The following is a 16440-nucleotide window of genomic DNA, read 5'->3' on the forward strand; positions in this document are numbered from 1 at the left end:
ACGCCGCCGGGCGACAACCCCCGCGCCAAACCAGGAGCCATGTTTTGGAAAGCCCGCTCGATCAAGCCCTCCACAAACTCAAGGTGGATGTGCTGCACATGATGCATCTGGCCCAGGACGCCGTGAAAAAGGCTGTCGCCAGCCTGCTCGAACACGACCCGGCCATGGCCCGCGACGTCATCGACGCGGACCGGGAAATCAACGACTTCGAATGCCGCGTCGATTCGGAAAGCCTCAAAATCCTGGCCCTGCACCATCCCGTGGCCAAGGATCTGCGCTTTATCGTCGGGTCCATGCGGATGCTGGTCAATATCGAACGTCTGGGCGACGAGGCCGTCAACATTGCCGAGCGGGTGTTGGTGCTGACCACGGAAACGCGCCTGCCCATCCACGACAATCTGCGCCAACTGGCTGATCTGGCCCTGGAGCTTTTGGCCGCGTCCATCAGTTGCTACATGGACCTCGACGACGCCGGGGCGCTCAGGGTCATCGAGCAAAACGCCGCCGCGCTTGAACTCAACGTGCGCATCTTCCGGGAAGTGACCACGGAAATGATCCGGGAATCCCGGCCGGTGGAACGGGCCGTGCAGCAGTCCTTCGTGGCCCACAGCTTAAAGCGCGTCTGCGACCAGTGCGCCAACATCGCCGAATCGACGATCTTCATTCGCCGGGCCGTGGACTACAAGCACAAGTGCTCCCCGCTGCCCGGACCGGCCTGAGCCGCCGCCGGTCCGCCTCGACAAAAGAACCCGGCGCAGCCTGCTGCCGCCGGGTTCTTCAAAATGCTGCTGCCTCTGCCGGTCAGCCGGCCGCCTCTCCCTGACCTGCCAGTTCCCCTGTCTGCTCTCCAGCCGGCCGTTTGCGGGGCCGTTTGGGGATGCCGTGTTCGCAGGGCGTCCCGGTCTGGCACAGGCCGCAGCTGTTGACCGGGATGCCCGGGAGCAGCTCCCGGGCGACGTAGGGGGCGGTGACGTTTCGGATGTAGTTAAAGCACAGTTCTTTGTCGTGGCCGGCCTCGCTTATGGCTCCGGCCGGGCAGCGCTTGATGCAGGACCGGCAGGCGACGCCGGCTGCCCGCAGGCACCATTCGTCGTGCCGGGTGTATGGCCGGGGTGTTGGCGGCAGGACCATTTCGGCCACCACCGAGCCCACCCGCATGGCCTTGCCGGCCGGGGTGATGAGCCCGTCGGACAGGCCAAAAGTCCCCAGGCCGCAGGCATGGGCGGCGTGGCGCTCGGACCAGCAGGAGGCAAATCCGTAGCGCGCCGAGGTGGCCCGGTTCCACTGGGGCAAAAGGACCGGGGCCGCGGCCGCGATGCCCTGGCCGGCCAGGGTTTCGACCACGAAGCGGCGCAGATTTTCGTTTATCATTTCACCGTAGTGGCGAACCTGGGACCAGGCGAGGCTCGGCAGCTCCCGGCAGCGGCGATGGGCTTCCAGGGTCCGGGCCGTCTGGGGCAGCACCCAGGCGATGACGGTCACCGCCTCGGGACGCATCTCCCGGCCGGGAAAGGCCAGTTGCAGGGCCTGGGCCGGGGTCCAGTAGAAGTCCGGGCCGATATCGTCGCGAAGCCAGGCGAAAAGCGGATCAGCCCCGGAGGCGCAGCCCACAAGCGGGCTGTCAAAGGCCGGTTCGGCCAGCCCCGGAGCCAGGGCGTTGTTGGCCGGATCGGCCATCCAGGCCACGATGTCACGCGAAATACTGCTCTCCATGCCGCACTCCTCCCCGGCTCTTTCTGGCGGGATTACACCGCGGCCCGGGGCAGGTGCCGCCCGTGTCCCAATGCGCACGCCCGGTCAAATCACCCTCCCCCCGGGTGGGATTCCAAAGGGGTCACCCCTTTGGCCGCCGGAGGCTCTCTTTTTCCCTCTCCCTACACCCCGCCCAGGCGGACGTCCCGGCCAAGCAGGCTGTTTTGCAGGGTCAGCGGTTCGGCCGGGGGATGGCGCAGGGCCAGTTCCTGGAGATCGTCCAGGTAGCGCCGGGCGTGGCTTAAATAAAACGACAGGGCCGGGGCGAATTTGCGCCCGACCAGTCCTTCGATAAATAGCCGGCTGATCTCGCGCTCGCGCAACAGCACGTACTGCGACAGGAGGAACATCCGCCGTTCCTCCGAGGACATGGACCGCATGGCCCGGGCCAGGACCGTGCGCGCCCGGGGCTGGTACATCCAGAAATAGAGGAAATCCAAGGCGTTTACGATGACGATCTTGTCCAGGTCGCCTTTCTGGGAGCCGATGGAGGTGATGAACTCCTTGGGCGTTTCCAGCAGCTTGGCCACATCGTCGCTGGGAAAGAGCAGTTCCAGCAGGGAATAGGTGTCATAGAGCTGCTTGAATTTTTCCCGGTAGTCGCGAAGGCGCATCCGCACGTATTTGGCCCGGTCGGCCAGCCCTTCGATGACGGCGGCCACGCAGTCCGAAGCGAACTTGGACACGATGGCGGCAAAGGGTTCAAGGGCCAGTTCGGGATCGATGATGCCGCCGTGGGCCAGCAGCCAGGCCAGCCCCTGGTTCAGGCCAAAGGCCAGAGGGATGGACACGACCGAGCGGAAAAGGTTGCCGACGGCTGCAGATTTGGGCAGCCCGCGCAGCAGGTTGTGGCTGGCCAGATAGAGGCCGTTGGCCACGGCCATGCAGGCGAAAAGGAGCAAGGGATTGCTTGACGTGGTGACGCCCAGGCCCTGGCCCAGCAAAAGCGTGCGCACCACGATGTCGAGCAGCGGCACGGAAAAGCCGGTAAAGAGCAGCGAGTCGGCCAGTCGGTCGAAGCTGACGTAGTCCTTCCAGGTTAAAAGCGGGCTGCGCCGCAGGCCGCCGCAGCCGAGCACGGCCTGGATGACGTTACGAACGCCGGTGATGCCAAACCAGATAAACGGCCCCAGCCAGGCCAGCACCCACCAGGAATTGATGCTGGCAAAGGACGCGGCGGCCACGGAAAAGCCCAGGCCGATCTTGAGCGCATTTTTGAGTGTGCCGCTCAGATAGCGCCAGGACAGGCGAAGCGGCCGGCGAAGCGCCTCGGCCCGGGCCAGGAAACGCTGGCTGGCCTTTTGCTGGATGCCGCCCAGGGTGTGGATATTGGCCGTGCCCGGCGTGGCCTTGAAAAACCGCTGGGCCACCCAGTCCAGGACATAGCGGTACCCGGCCAGCCGCAGTCCGGGCAGGCCGCGCAGGAAGCGGAAAAACCGGGCGGAGAGTTCGCTGGAAAATTCATCGGGCAGGGTGCTCACCCGGGGCGTGACCGTCACGCCGACGGGGATGGCCCGGCGCAGGCTTTGCCCGGGATGCCTCTCGCGTCGGGCCAGCCGTTTCCTGGTCCGGGCCGGCAGGCTGTCGGCCACCACCAGCCCCATGCCGTGGCAGCGGGTGGACTGGCCGGTGGAGTCCGTGCCGATGCGGGCAGACAGCGGCCGCTGGCGGTAGGCGCCGGCAATGGCGGCGACGTCCTGGCGAAGGGCCCGAAGGGCGGCAGCCACCTCCCCTGCCCCCTCGGCTTCGGCCGTATCGGCCGTGCGGGTGAGCAGGCGTTTTAAGGCCACCACGTTGCCGGCATTGACGATGGACAAAAGGCCCAGGGTCTCGCCGCCGTCGCCGCCGCCGGTCTCAAAAACCCGCAGGTTAAACGCGTCGCAGTCGGTGATCTCCCCCCGGCAGGCAAAAAGGACCAGCAGAACGTCGGGCAGGGCCATCTCGGCGGTGCAAAGGGCCAGCTTGTTGTGGAAATGCAGGGCGCTTATGCGTTCGGTCAGTTCGGCCGGGCTGATGGTCAGGCGGGGGGGCAGGGTTTCACCCGGCAGGGCGGCCTCAGGCGGGGCGATTTCCGGGTTGGCGGCCGGGGACAGGTAATCGTCGAGAATGGCCTCGACATCCAGGCTGTCGCGCTCGGCCAGATAGGGGCAGGCTCCCTGGGGGTCGGCCTGATCCATGGTTTCGCCGGCCCGGGCGTCGAGCAAGGGGCGCAGGGCGTCGTGGATAAACCGGGCCAGATGCAGCAGGCTGGCCTGGCCGGAACCGACAAAGGCCAAAAATTCTTCGGGATCAAGGGGTTCCAGGGGCAACTCATAGCGCTCCCGGATGGTGTGGCGGTGGCGGTCGTTAAAGGCTGTGAGCAGGGACAGGATGTAATGCTGCTGGCGCAGCGACAGCTCAAAGCCTTCGCGCATGAATTCGCGCATCCCGGGCTTTTTGAGAAAGGCGCTGAAATCCTCCGGCCGGGCAAAGCCGCGCGGCGTCCAGACGATCTTGACATGCCCGCCCTGGTGGCTGGCCAGGCATTCGATGCCGATATCCACGCCCATGTCCATGATGGCGGCGGCTTCGAGGAGCTCGGCCGCCGTCTCCGGACGCACAAAATGGTAGTGGATGACGGTGAGCCGGCGGATGCCCTTGATCCAGGCGTCCATGATGAGATGGGTGGGCGATTTGCGGCCCTTGGTATTGGCATCGTGGACGTGGTCGTCGAAGGCGATCTGGTTCCATTCCTCGGGCATTTCCAGCAGATGGTATTCGGCCAGGAGCTTTCGCACCACCCGGGGGCGGCCTGAGACGGCGCTTCTGAAGTCATGGGCCAGTTCCAGCTGGCGGCGGGGAGTGTCCCGGGAGCGCACCAGTTCTTTCATGATCTGGAGCAGCACCCGGGCCGTATTTTTCTCAAGCCCTGATTCGGCGGCGGCCATGACCTCGTCGCGAAGCGAGCGAAGGGCTGTGAGCCGGTCGCCGGCCATGCCGGCCTCCAGCGACCCGAGCAGGTGGATGACGGCATAGGCGATGCGCAGCCCCTTGGGCGCGGCCATCTCCTTGATGCCATGGGGATGGAGGTAGGGGGCGAGCAGGCGCTTCAGGCTCGATGAGCTGCGTCTGGCCAGAACATCGTTGACGATGCGCAGCAACTCGTAGTCGCCGGCGTCGAAGCACAGGCGCGAGGCAGCAGTGCGGGCCACACCGTCGAGGGCGTGGGCGCTGACATTGGTTTCGGGCAACGGCGGGATGCCCGATTCGGGCTGGGATGTGGCTGTCATAACCTTGTCTTATTTTTCACATTATACCTACAGATTCCGCCCAATGTCGTCAAGAACTTCCCCGGCCGAAGGCCGGCGTCACACAGGCTGCAGCAGACAGCCGAAAGATTTGCCATGGCAGCGCTTGTTGGTCATACTCATTGGGGGACGGGTCTTTCACCGTCCGCCACCGAGGGAGGAACGATGACCAAACGTACAGTGCCTGCTGCGGCCTTTGCTGCTGTGCGCGACGCTGCCGGGCGCATCCGGGAGCTCGAAGCAACAGCCGGGCGGCTTTTGCACGAATCCGGGGACACGGCCGGGCATCGGCGGCTTTTGACCGAGAAGTGCCTGATCCTTGAGGGCCTGCCCGAGGAGGCCGAAGCCGGGCTGGCCGGCAGCGACACCCCGGAGGCGGCCGCCTTTACCGCCGGCCTCGAGGATTTCGCCCGCCGGGCCGGCCTGGCCCTGCAACTCGAAAGTATTTTTTTCATGGGTGCCCTGCTCTATCCTGACGATTACCAGGATGGCGAACCCAACGACCTGGAGCGGTTCCTTGAGCGCTTTGCCACGGCCTGACGCCTTAAAGGCCGCCACTCCCATTGTCATAAACGGGATGCGGGTGAAAAACCGCTTCGTGCGCTCGGCCACCGGCGAAGGCATGGCCAATGCAGACGGCTCGGCTTCCGACCGGCTGGAAGCCTGCCTCAAGGCGCTGGCCGTGGGCGAGGTGGGGCTGGTCATTTCCAGCCATGCCTATGTGGAAAAGCGCGGCCAGGCCAGGGCCGGCCAGCTTGGCGCCCACAGCCCGGACATGGAAGCCGGCATCGCCCGGCTGGCCCGGGCAGTCCATGCCTACGGCGGCCGGTTCGTGGTCCAGCTGGCCCATGCCGGGAGCCGGGCCGATTCGACCGTGACCGGCGAGCCGGCGCTTTGCCCCTCGGCCCCCGGGACGTCCGATGGCCCCCGGTGCCGGGCCATGGTGGCTGACGATCTGGCCCGGGTCGAGGCAGCCTTCGGCGCGGCCGCAGCCCTTTGCCGTGACGCCGGGGCTGACGGCGTCCAGATCCACGCCGCCCACGGCTATGGCCTCAGCCAGTTTCTTTCCCCCCGCACCAATAGCCGCACCGGAGCGTACGGCGGTTCCCTGCCCAACCGGGCGCGGCTGCTGCTCGAAGTCCTGGGAGCCATTCGCGGCCGTATCGGCCGGGATTTCCCGGTGCTGGCCAAGATCAACAGCGACGACTTCCTCGAAGGCGGCTTCACTGCCGCGGAATGCGTGCAGGTCGTATCCTGGCTGGAAACGGCCGGCCTGGACGGGGTGGAGCTCTCCGGCGGGGTGTTCGAGTCGGGCAAGCGCACGTTTTCCCGCCCCGGACGCATTGCCATCCCCGAAGGCGAGGCCTGGTACCGGGACACCGCCCGGGCCGTCAAGGCGGCCGGGGTGGCCATGCCCGTCATTTTGGTTGGCGGCATCCGCAGCCTGGGCACGGCCGAAGACCTGATCGCGTCAGGCGACGCCGACCTGGTGGCCCTGTCCCGGCCCCTCATCCGCGAACCCGGCCTCGTCGCCCGCTGGCTGGCCGGCGACACGGCCCCGGCTGCCTGCATCAACGACAATCTGTGCTTTGGCCCGGCCCGGGCCGGCCAAGGCATCTACTGCGTCACCGAGGTCAGACAGAACGAGCGGGTGTAGGGCGGCAGGGGAAAAGAGAAAGGCAGGGGAGAAGAGGCCTCCGGCGGCCAAAGGGCAGTGCCCTTTGGAATCCCACCCGGGGGCGTTTGCTCGGACCGGGCGCGGTGCCGGGGCGAGGCGCGAAAAATGACGGGAAGAGGCTGGTGGCCTCACGCCCGCCCCGCCGCCGGTCGCCCGGCGAGGCCCGGCGACGGGGAGTCCTGCGTGCCGGCCCGGCACATCATTCCTTACAACCTAGGCCGAAGTTGAACCGACGCCGGAAAGGGCATCGGAAATAACGCTGTCCACCTGCTCCATGGGGTTGGTGCCGCTTTGCTTGAAATACTGCGCCGCCGCCTGTCCCTGGGCACCGGCAGCGCCGGTCGGCGGTTCGGGCGGGGTCAGGGAATCCATGGAGCCGGAAGAGGCTGCGGAAGAGAACTTCGAGGCCATTTCCGACAGCATCTTGGCCGATTTGGAATCGGTGCTGTTGCCGGCTGCTTCGGTCAGTTTGTCGGAAATCTGCTGGGCCACCTGCTTGAACTTCTCAGGGTCCGACGTGGCCAATTCCTTGAGTTCCTGCATGGACTGCCCACCCTTGGACAGATCGGTGGCGTCGGCGCTCTGGCTGGTCGAAACGGCCAGAGAGCCGGTTGCGGCCGTGGCCGTGGAGCTGGTGGTCGAGGTCAGGCTGGAAAGCGTCGATGCATTCGTGCCGTAGGACAGGCTGATAAGATCCGATGACATGGCTGCACTCCTTATTCGTGGTTGCCGTCTGCCAGCTTATCGGCCGCCTCGAAAAGAAGTTTACATAGAAATAAATATTATTCGACTGTAACCTTTTCATCAATATCACGTCATCACAAGAAAACGCCTCTTACACCAAAGATACGCCCAGGTTTGAAGCTACAATCGCTTCATTGCATCAAAAAGAGGCCATGGAATCACCGCACTAAAAAATCATTTTTTCCACTCAAGAGTCTTAAAACGACGAACACCTTCAGCTCTGCATGCCAATACCCCTGCCAGCCTTCGCCATGCCAGAAAAAATTGGAAATTTTTCAGACTTCTCCCGCACCCAGCCCGCCTGCAACACTCGCAACAAAAACGCCGCCGGCCCGGGCTGGCGCACCCCGGGCCGGCGGCGTCGTTGACGGCCGCGGCACACTCCCGACAACGCACCTAGAACATCTGCTTGAGCAGATCCTCGCCCTTGCCGAGCGGCGCATTGGGATCGTTTAAAAACGCCTTCTCCTGCTCCTCGTCCATGATGGCCATGGAGCCCTTCTCCGTGCCTTCCTTAAAGGCCATGGGCACGCCGTCCACTGTGCCCATGAAGATGCCGGGCGGCCGCGAGAAATCCTCCACCGGATAATCTTCCTCGACCGCCTTGCGGTAGGACAGCCAGATGGGCAGGGTGGCCCGGCCGCCGGTTTCGCCCTTGCCCATGGACTTGGGCTGGTCAAAGCCGATGTAGCAGCCGGTGAGCAGATAGGGCGTGAAGCCCATGAACCAGGCATCCTGGAAATCGTTGGTGGTGCCGGTCTTGCCGGCAATGGGCCGGCCAAGGACCTTGACGGCGGTAGCCGTGCCGGCCCGCACCACTTCCTTGAGCAGGCAATCCATGACGTAGGCGGTCTGGGGCGTCAAAACCTGCTTGACCTCGGGCTTGTTGGACCAGACTTCCTCGCCCCAGGGGCTTTTGACGTCGAGCACGAACCGGGGGTTTATGGTGGAGCCGTCGCGGGCAAAGGCCGAGTAGGCCCGGACCATGTCCAGCAGATTGACCGCCACCGCCCCGAGGCTGACCGGCAAAAACGGCCCGAAATCACCGCGAAGGCCCAGTTCGTGGGCCCGGTCCACGATCTTTTTCATGCCCACCTGCTGGGCCACGCGCACGGTGACGAGGTTTTTGGACTTGGCCAGGGCGGAACGGATGGTCATGGGCCCGCCGTAGTCGCCCTCGTAGTTGCCCGGGGTCCAGGCCACGTGGGACCAGGGATCGACGTAGGTGAAAGGACCGTCCATGACCACCGTGGCCGGGGTCATGCCGTTGTCCATGGCCACGGAATAGACGATGGGCTTAAACGACGATCCGGGCTGGCGAAAGGACTGGGTGGCCCGGTTGAACTGGCTTTTCTCGAAGGAGAAGCCGCCGACGCAGGCCAGCACCTCGCCGGTGCGCGGGTCCATGGACACGATGGCCCCTTCGATGCGCGGTTCAAGCTGCATGGCCAGCCGCCACATGGGCCGTCCGGGCTTGGCCGGCACGGCCGGGGCAGGCGTCTCGGCCGGTTTGCCTTTTTTGGCGGCCGGGGCCGCGGCCGGGGCGGCAACCGGCTTTTCCGCGCCGGGCTTGTCCGGCACGGCGGTCACCGAGGCCCAGACCAGATCGCCCACTTCCACCTTGCCCTTGGCCCAGCTCATGTCTTCGGCCGGGATCAGGCCGTACTTGTCGCCAAAACGGATCACCGCACCCGACGGCCCCACTTCCTGGACCAGGGCCTTGACCCAGCGTCCGGGAGTCAGAAGCGATTCCGGCACGTTGGAGCGCTCGTAAAAGTCCTCGTACTTGTCCTTTTCCAGTTTCTCCAGGGTTGGCTTGAAGCCGCGCCGCTTCTCCGAAGCGACCAGCCCCTCGCGAAGGGCCCGCTCGGCCGCTTCCTGGTGTTTGAGGTCGACGGCGGTATGGACATGCAGGCCGCCGTTATAGACCTGATCCTCGCCAAAGCGGTCGATCAGTTCCCGGCGCACCTCTTCCAAATAAAACGGGGCCACTTCCCAGGACGGATCCGGCATGCTCTTAAAGACCAGCGGTTCGGCCACGGCCGCGTCGTGCTGGGCCTGGGTGATCCAGTTCTGGGCCAACATGCGGCCAAGGACGTATTTCTGGCGGCTCTTGGCCGACTCGAAATCGCGAAACGGGCTGTAGCGGCTGGGGGCCTGGGGCAGGCCGGCCAGCAGAGCGGCCTGGGCAATGGTCAGGTCGCCCACGTGGACGCCAAAATAGGTCCGGGCCGCCGCTTCCACGCCATAGGCCCGGGAACCGAGGTAGATCTGGTTCAAATAGATGGTGAGGATCTCGTCCTTGGTCAGATACTTTTCCAGGCGGTAGGCTAAAATGGCTTCCTTGATTTTCCGGGTGTAGCTCTTTTCCGAAGACAGCAGCAGGCGCTTGATGATCTGCTGGGTGATGGTGGAACCGCCCTGCTTGCGGCTGCCCTGCTGGAGGTTTTTGATCATGGCCCGGACAATGGCCGAGAAATCCACGCCTTCGTGCTGGTAGAAGGTGGAGTCCTCGGCGGCCAGAAAGGCCTTGGGCAGAAAATCGGGCATTTCCGAGAGCGTCACCAGGAAACGCTTTTCGGAATAGAGGTAGCCGAGCACCTTGTTGCCCCGGGTGTAGATGGTGGTGACCAGGGGCGGGCGGTAGTCGGTGATCTTGCGAAAGCTCGGCAGATCGCTTGAGGCCCAGTAATAAAGGCCGATGCCGCCGGCCAGACCGGAAACGAGGCCGACAAAAACCAGGATCGCCAGAAGAATGAGAAGCTTTTTCACGGGCGGAATCTCGCAGGAGAGGGAGTGACGAAGGGCATGCCTTCCTTGGGGGGAAGCCCCCAGGCCAGACGCAACCGGCCATGCAGGTCGCGGACGTCGGCCTCGGTGCAGCCAAGCAGGGCCAGCATCCGGACCACGGTCCGTCCCTGGCGGTGGACCAGGCAACCCGGGGCGGCAAAGGCCGAAAGAGCCTTGCCGGTCAGCCAGAACGGAAAGAGCCGGCAATAATACGGACGCACCGGCCTTGGCAAGCTGCATCCGCCGGCGCGCAAAAACACACAGTTGCCGGACCCGTCCACAGCCAGGCGCAGATGCTGTCCGGTCTCGGGGAAAAGCCGGATCAGACGGTCCCGGTCACTCGGGAACAGCCGGACCAGATTGGCCACAAAGGCCCCGGAATTGCCCTCCGGGACAAAGGCCCCAAGGGTGAGGCCCACCTGTTCGACAATGCGGGTGCGCTCCATCTCCGAGACGGGAAAGCACAGCTCTTCCTGGCCCGGCGAGAGCGTGCAGCAGGTGGGACCGGCGGCGGCGCAACGGCCACACACGTCCTCTCCGGGCGGCGGCGCCTCCGGCAACAGCATCCGATCAACATTCACGGCGACCTCCCGGGCCGCCGCACGGCCCGGGGCACATACCCCGGCCGCATCCGGCATCCCGGGGCACCATAATCCCGGCAACGGCAGCCGTAAAGGCCCGCGCCAGGCAGGCCCGCCCGGCAATGCCCGGCTGCGCCGCCGCCAGTCCGGAGACCGGCGGCGGCGCAACGGCCGGCCAGGCGGCTAGCGGCCGAGTTTTTCCCGGCCGTAGGCAGTCACGGCCAGGCGGCCGTTGTTGTCTTCGAGCAGCCCGAGATTGACAAGATCGCGCACCATGGGCTGCACCTGGGAGAAATGCCGCACCAGGGCCCGGCTGATGTCCTCCTCGGTGGCTGGGGGTTCACAGACCCGCAGGATGTCCTTGGCGGCCTGGGTGAGCGATCCGTCGGGCTTGACCTGGGGGGTGGCTTCGGCGGCATCGTACATGTCGGAAGTCATGACAACTCTCTTTTGCAAAAATACCAATCCGGGCAGCTCGGACCGGCGGCCTTGGCCCGTTCTTCGGCCATGGCCTGGGTTCGCGGCGGCGGGGCCAGGACGCCCTCGCCGGGTTTCCAACCGGCAGGCGTGGCCACGCCATGGGCGTCTGTAGCCTGAAGCGCCGCGACAAGGCGCATGATTTCTTCGACGTTGCGTCCCGTGGTCATGGGATAGGCCATAAACGCCCGGATAAACTGACGGTCGTCGATGACATAGACCACGCGGGCCGGTTCGGTTGGCGACTCGGCCGGCATGGTCATGCCGTAGCGCCGGGCCATCTCGCCGGTGGTGTCGGCAATGAGGGGAAAATCGATGGAAACGCCGAATTTCTCCTCAAGGGACCGCACCCAGGCGATATGCGAGAAGATGGAATCGACCGAAAGGCCGAGCAACTCGCAGCCGGTGGCGCGCAAAGCCTGGCGCACGCCGGCAAAGGCAATCAGTTCCGAGGCGCATACCGGCGTGAAATCCGCCGGATGGGAGAACAGCACCAGCCAGCTTCCCCGAAAGTCTTCCAGACGCAGGATGCCGTGGGTTGTTTCGGCCTCGAAATCCGGGGCCGGGTCGCCGATGCGCGGGACGCAAACGGAAGCGTGTTCGGTCATGCAGGCTCCTTGTCGGCCATGGCACACTGCCATGGCCCGGCTCTCACAACCCTTTTATTAACGCTTCGCCGCGGCGCGTCAAGCGCGCCGCCCCGGACAAACAGCCGCGTAACCCCCATAAACCAGTCCCAAAGCGGTCAGGAGAGGGAACACAGGTCCTCGGCCAGCCGGTGCATGAGGGCGGCCTTGATCTCATCGGCCTGTTCCGGGTCCTCGATGCGCCGCCCGTCCAGGCCGCGCACGTAAAATACGTCGCGCACCCGTCCGGCCGGGGTCATGACCTTGGCCAGATGCGTCTCCAGATGCAGTTCCGTAAGCGTCCGGGCGATGTCGTACAAAAGGCCCACCCGGTCGTCGCAGGATACGTCAATGACGGTAAACAGATCTGACGCCTTGTTGTCGAGCCTGACCGTGGGCGGCGATTTCGGCCCGGCCGGGGTCCTGGCCGCGGCAAAGGAGGAGCGTTTGCGGGCCAGCCGGTAGGCTAAAAAGAGCTTGCCCGACAGGGCGTAGCGCACGGCCCGGGCCACCCGGGCAAAGACCTCGTCGCTGTAGATGACGTCCGGGGGGTTGCCGGTGCGAAGCGACAGGATGGTCACGCCGTCTTCCCAGACAAAGACGTCGGCTTCGTGGATGGACAGGTCGTGCAGGGCCAACACGCCGGTGACGGTGGGGAAAAGCGCCCGCACCCGCCGGGCCGCAACGGTCACGGCAAAGCCGTCGCCGCCGGGCAGGGCCGTCTGGGTCAGGGCGGCCACGTCGCGGCCGCCCCGGTCGCCGGGTTTCATGCGCCGGTCCTCGGCCTCGGCAGCCTCCAGTTCGGCCAGAAGGTCCAGGTGCCCGAGGATCGACTCCACGGACTGGCTGACCAGATAGCGCGGCGGCATGGCCAGGAGCATTTCCTCCAGGGCCTCGGCCGTAAAACGGTCCCGGGCCACTTCGCGCAGCCGGTCGCGGGTGGCCAGCATGATCCGGGCATCGCCGGCGTCAAACAACCGCCCCTGTTCGATGGCGGCGCGCACCTTGGCGTAGAGGTCGTAGACCAGCGATTCCTTCCAGCCCGTCCAGGCTTGCGGACCGGTGGCCAGCCCGTCGCAGCGGGCAATGAGCACGAGCAGGTCGAGCATCTCGACCGTGGCCACCCGGCCGGCCACCCGGGCCAGGATGTCGCGGTCGGCCAGATCCCGGCCGGTTGCGGTCTCGGGCAGGATGAGGTGTTCGCGCACCAGGGCGGCGATGACGTGGCGGGCCTCGGGCGGGGCCGAGAGCCGGGTCAGCATGTCCTCGGCCAATTGCGCCCCCTTCTCGGCATGGCCCCCGCCCAGGCCCTTGCCCACGTCGTGCAGAAGAAGCCCCCAGAAGGCCAGCTCCGGACGCGGCAACCCGGCCAGCATGTCCTTGGCCCGGGACGGGCCGCCGGCCCGGATCTCGGCCAAGAGGCGCACGGCCTCCAGGCTGTGCCGGCCGACCGGATGGACGTGGTAGACGTCGTAGGCCACGATGTCCGAAACCCGGGCAAATTCCGGCAGGACCGCCGCCAACATGCCCGAGGCCAGCATGGCGTCCATGGCCACCCCGGCCACATCAACAGCCATGATCTCGCCCAGACGGTCGTAGATCATGCGCCCGGTGCGCGGCGACACCCCGGCCAGCCGGCCCAGTTCCGGGGCCATGGCCCGCAGGCGGCGAAGGGTGGCGTGGGAGGGGGCGCGATTTGTTTGGGCGCAGGCGGCAAAGAGGTCAAAGACCAGCTCCATGGCCGCCGTGTCCGTCACCTGCCGGGCAAAGCGCAGGCCTTCGGGCCCGTCCTCGATGCCGGCCGAGACGGTGGTGGCCGGGGCAGCCAGATCAACGGCCCCCACCCCACCGGCCAGAAGCGGCCACACCGACAGGCGAAGGGCCTTGATGTCGGCCATGCGGCGCAGCAGTCGGGACAGGAAGCGCTCCACGGCCTTGCGGTCGCCCCGGGGGCCAAAGCCCATGGCCTCGGCCACCCGTTCCTGAAATTCAAAATAGAGCTTGTCGTTTTTGCGGGCGCAAAACCGGTGCAGATGCATCCGGGCGGTCAGCACGAACCGGACGTCCTCTTCCAGGGCCGCCAGATCCTCGGCCACCAGCCGGGCATCGGCCTCGCTCCGGGGATCGAGCCGGGTGAGCCAGCGGACCTGATGCCAGTCGCGAAGCCCGCCCAGGCCGTTTTTGAGATTGGGTTCGAGCATCCCGCCGGCATCGCCGTAGCTGCGGCCGCGCTCCTCGTTGCCCCGGGCCAGCCAGTTGGCAAAGGCGGCGGCGTGGGCCGGGTAGACCTCGGCCTGAAGACGGGCTTCCAGACGCGCGACCACGCCGGCCTCGCCGGCCAGAAAGCGCAGATCAATGAGCGAAGCCAGGACTTTGGGATCGCAGGCCGCCAGTTCGCAGCAAGCCTCGACGGTGCGCACGCCGTGGCCAAGCTCCACGCCGAGGTCCCAGAGCGGGAAAAAGAGAAATCGGGCCAACTCGGCCGCGCTTTCCGGGGTGTCGCCGTCAAAAAGGACCAGGACGTCGATATCCGAGGCCGGACACAATTCCCGCCGGCCGTAGCCGCCGACAGCGGCCAGGGCAAAGGCGGCCGGCCCGTCCCGGCCGACCTGGTATTCGGCCAGGCGTTCCCGGAAATAGCGGTCATAGACATCGGCCAGGGCGGCCACATAGGCCACATCCACCTGACCGGCGGCCAGGGCGTCGTCGCAAAGGCTTTTGCCCTCGACGAGCATGGCCGCACTGGGCGGCCTGTCGGCAGCAGACGGCATGGGCTCTCCCGCGTAATGAAACGACCGGGAAGGAGGTTTTCCCCTTCCCGGTCGTGGTTGGCTATGGGTCCGCGCGGGGGTACCGCGCCGGGCGCTTAGATGGCGGCGTTGCCGGTCTCGCCGGTACGGATACGGATGACCTCGTCAATGGTGGAGACAAAGATCTTGCCGTCGCCGACTTCGCCGGTCTGGGCAGCGGCCTGGATGGCTTTGATGACCTCGCCGGCCACGGCGTCCTCGACCACCAGTTCCATTTTGACCTTGGGCACAAAGTCCACCTGGTATTCGGCTCCGCGGTACACTTCGGTGTGGCCGCGCTGGCGTCCGAAGCCTTTGACCTCGGAGACGGTCATGCCCTTGATGCCGATGGTGGTCAGCTTTTCCTTGATCTCGTCGAGCTTATAGGGACGGGTGATGACTTCAATCTTTTTCATGATGGCGCGCTCCTTTTCTTGACTAGAGCTGGTAGCCGACTTCGCTGTGCTGGCTGACGTCGAGGCCCTTGATTTCGTCGTCCTGGCTTACCCGAATACCGACCAGCACGTCCACGACTTTGAAAAGGATCAGCGTCATGACAAAGCAGAACACCCAGGTGGCGACCACGGAGACGAACTGGATCCACAGCTGCTCGGGGTTGCCGTAGAACAGGCCGTCGTTGCCAAGCTCGTTGACGGCCTTGGTGGCGAACAGGCCGGTGGCCAGGGCGCCAAACGTGCCGCCAAGGCCGTGGATGCCGACCACGTCAAGGGCGTCGTCGTACTTGAAAAGGCTCTTGGCCAGCACGCCGCCGTAGCACAACCCGCCGGCGACAAGGCCGATGAGGATGGCCGGCATGGGCTCGACGAAACCGGCGGCCGGGGTGATGGCCACCAGACCGGCCACGGCGCCGGAAGCCATGCCCAGCGTGGTGGGCTTGCCGCGGTGGAACCACTCCACGATGATCCAGCTGAGCGCCGCAGCGGCGGCAGCCAGGTGGGTGGTGACGAAGGCCGAGGCGGCCAGGCCGTTGGCAGCCAGGGCGCTGCCGGCGTTGAAGCCGAACCAGCCGAACCAAAGGATGCCCGCGCCCAGGATGGTCAGCGGCAGGTTATGCGGAATGAAGGACTGCTTGCCGTAGCCGTGGCGGCGGCCCAGGTAGAGGACGGCGGCCAGGGCGGACGCGCCGGAGCTCATGTGGACGACGGCACCGCCGGCAAAGTCGAGAGCGCCCATCTTGGCCATCCAGCCGCCGCCCCAGACCCAGTGGGCCATGGGACAGTAGACCACGAGCAGCCACAGGGCGGTAAAGAGCAGGAAGCCGGAGAATTTGATGCGCTCGGCAAAGGCGCCGGTGATGAGCGCCGGGGTGATGACGGCGAACATGCACTGAAAGATCATGAAGGCCGAGTGCGGGATGTTGTCGATCCCTTCCTTGGCGGCCGAGCCAACACCTTTCAGGAACATGTAGTCCAGATTGCCGATGAGGCCGCCGACATCGCCGCCAAAGGCCAGGCTGTAGCCGACCAGGGCCCACAGCACGGACACGGAGCCAAGCAGGATGTTGGAGTGCATGAGCGTGCCGAGGATGTTCTTGCCCCGGACCATGCCGCCGTAAAAAAGAGCCAGACCCGGGGTCATAAGCATGACCAGGGCCGCCGAAATGAGCACGAAAGCGGTATCTGCCGCGTTCATGGTTTCCCCCTCTGATGACGTTTTTGTCGAACTTGCCGCTGCCGTCGCCACATCCGTCCCATC

13 protein-coding genes are annotated in these 16440 nt (G+C 65.6%); 3 read left to right on the top strand and 10 right to left on the bottom strand.

What is annotated here, in order from left to right; all coding sequences use genetic code 11:
* The first annotated feature begins 44 nt into the window (after window positions 1-44).
* Complete coding sequence (gene phoU, locus DVDV_RS05860) at window positions 45-719, top strand: phosphate signaling complex protein PhoU (protein ID WP_075353778.1); 675 nt, start codon at window positions 45-47, stop codon at window positions 717-719.
* Window positions 720-801: 82 nt separating this feature from the next.
* Here phoU and DVDV_RS05865 read toward each other — a convergent pair whose 3' ends face one another.
* Window positions 802-1713, bottom strand: coding sequence for a 4Fe-4S ferredoxin (locus DVDV_RS05865; RefSeq protein WP_075353779.1), 912 nt, complete (start codon window positions 1711-1713; stop codon window positions 802-804).
* Between the two features lie 161 nt (window positions 1714-1874).
* Window positions 1875-5021: a hypothetical protein gene (locus DVDV_RS05870; protein WP_075353780.1), complete on the bottom strand. Its 3147-nt coding sequence runs from the start codon at window positions 5019-5021 to the stop codon at window positions 1875-1877.
* 183 nt (window positions 5022-5204) lie between these two features.
* Between DVDV_RS05870 and DVDV_RS05875 the strand changes: the two genes are divergently transcribed.
* The gene (locus DVDV_RS05875; RefSeq protein ID WP_075353781.1) at window positions 5205-5579 is read left to right on the top strand and encodes a hypothetical protein; all 375 of its coding nucleotides are present in this window, start codon (window positions 5205-5207) and stop codon (window positions 5577-5579) included.
* Entirely contained in the window at window positions 5557-6696 is a 1140-nt protein-coding gene (locus DVDV_RS05880; protein ID WP_303046326.1) for an NADH:flavin oxidoreductase, read from the top strand. The genes DVDV_RS05875 and DVDV_RS05880 overlap by 23 nt, the downstream gene beginning before the upstream one ends.
* Window positions 6697-6930: 234 nt before the next feature.
* On the opposite strand, the gene DVDV_RS05885 is transcribed toward DVDV_RS05880, so the two are convergent.
* From DVDV_RS05885 to DVDV_RS05920, 8 genes are all read right to left on the bottom strand, one after another.
* Window positions 6931-7422 (bottom strand): hypothetical protein, encoded by a 492-nt coding sequence (locus tag DVDV_RS05885; RefSeq protein WP_075353783.1) that lies wholly within the window; start codon window positions 7420-7422, stop codon window positions 6931-6933.
* Between the two features lie 435 nt (window positions 7423-7857).
* Complete coding sequence (locus DVDV_RS05890; RefSeq protein ID WP_075353784.1) at window positions 7858-10233, bottom strand: penicillin-binding protein 1A; 2376 nt, start codon at window positions 10231-10233, stop codon at window positions 7858-7860.
* Entirely contained in the window at window positions 10230-10817 is a 588-nt protein-coding gene (locus DVDV_RS05895; protein ID WP_075353785.1) for a YkgJ family cysteine cluster protein, read from the bottom strand. The genes DVDV_RS05890 and DVDV_RS05895 overlap by 4 nt, the downstream gene beginning before the upstream one ends.
* 198 nt (window positions 10818-11015) lie before the next feature.
* On the bottom strand, window positions 11016-11270 hold the full coding sequence (locus tag DVDV_RS05900; protein WP_043639011.1) for a hypothetical protein: 255 nt from the start codon (window positions 11268-11270) through the stop codon (window positions 11016-11018).
* Complete coding sequence (locus DVDV_RS05905; RefSeq protein ID WP_075353786.1) at window positions 11267-11917, bottom strand: peroxiredoxin; 651 nt, start codon at window positions 11915-11917, stop codon at window positions 11267-11269. Before DVDV_RS05905 ends, DVDV_RS05900 begins: the two co-directional genes overlap by 4 nt.
* Window positions 11918-12054: 137 nt before the next feature.
* A complete protein-coding gene (locus tag DVDV_RS05910; RefSeq protein WP_075353787.1) occupies window positions 12055-14706 on the bottom strand; it encodes an HD domain-containing protein in 2652 nt (883 codons plus the stop codon).
* Window positions 14707-14801: 95 nt separating this feature from the next.
* Window positions 14802-15140 carry a P-II family nitrogen regulator gene (locus tag DVDV_RS05915; protein WP_075353788.1) on the bottom strand — a complete coding sequence of 113 codons (339 nt, stop codon included), beginning with the start codon at window positions 15138-15140 and terminating at the stop codon, window positions 14802-14804.
* Window positions 15141-15162: 22 nt separating this feature from the next.
* Complete coding sequence (locus DVDV_RS05920) at window positions 15163-16377, bottom strand: ammonium transporter (RefSeq protein ID WP_075353789.1); 1215 nt, start codon at window positions 16375-16377, stop codon at window positions 15163-15165.
* Window positions 16378-16440: the final 63 nt, after the last annotated feature.

The sequence above is a fragment of the Desulfovibrio sp. DV genome (assembly GCF_001936595.1).
GTDB lineage: Bacteria > Desulfobacterota > Desulfovibrionia > Desulfovibrionales > Desulfovibrionaceae > Solidesulfovibrio.

Coding starts and splice junctions, on each gene's coding strand:
- DVDV_RS05865 (WP_075353779.1), bottom strand. CDS start 1,713: ATGGAGAGCAGTATTTCGCGTGACATCGTGGCCTGGATGGCCGATCCG.
- DVDV_RS05870 (WP_075353780.1), bottom strand. CDS start 5,021: ATGACAGCCACATCCCAGCCCGAATCGGGCATCCCGCCGTTGCCCGAA.
- DVDV_RS05875 (WP_075353781.1), top strand. CDS start 5,205: ATGACCAAACGTACAGTGCCTGCTGCGGCCTTTGCTGCTGTGCGCGAC.
- DVDV_RS05885 (WP_075353783.1), bottom strand. CDS start 7,422: ATGTCATCGGATCTTATCAGCCTGTCCTACGGCACGAATGCATCGACG.
- DVDV_RS05895 (WP_075353785.1), bottom strand. CDS start 10,817: ATGCTGTTGCCGGAGGCGCCGCCGCCCGGAGAGGACGTGTGTGGCCGT.
- DVDV_RS05900 (WP_043639011.1), bottom strand. CDS start 11,270: ATGACTTCCGACATGTACGATGCCGCCGAAGCCACCCCCCAGGTCAAG.
- DVDV_RS05905 (WP_075353786.1), bottom strand. CDS start 11,917: ATGACCGAACACGCTTCCGTTTGCGTCCCGCGCATCGGCGACCCGGCC.
- DVDV_RS05910 (WP_075353787.1), bottom strand. CDS start 14,706: ATGCCGTCTGCTGCCGACAGGCCGCCCAGTGCGGCCATGCTCGTCGAG.
- DVDV_RS05915 (WP_075353788.1), bottom strand. CDS start 15,140: ATGAAAAAGATTGAAGTCATCACCCGTCCCTATAAGCTCGACGAGATC.
- DVDV_RS05920 (WP_075353789.1), bottom strand. CDS start 16,377: ATGAACGCGGCAGATACCGCTTTCGTGCTCATTTCGGCGGCCCTGGTC.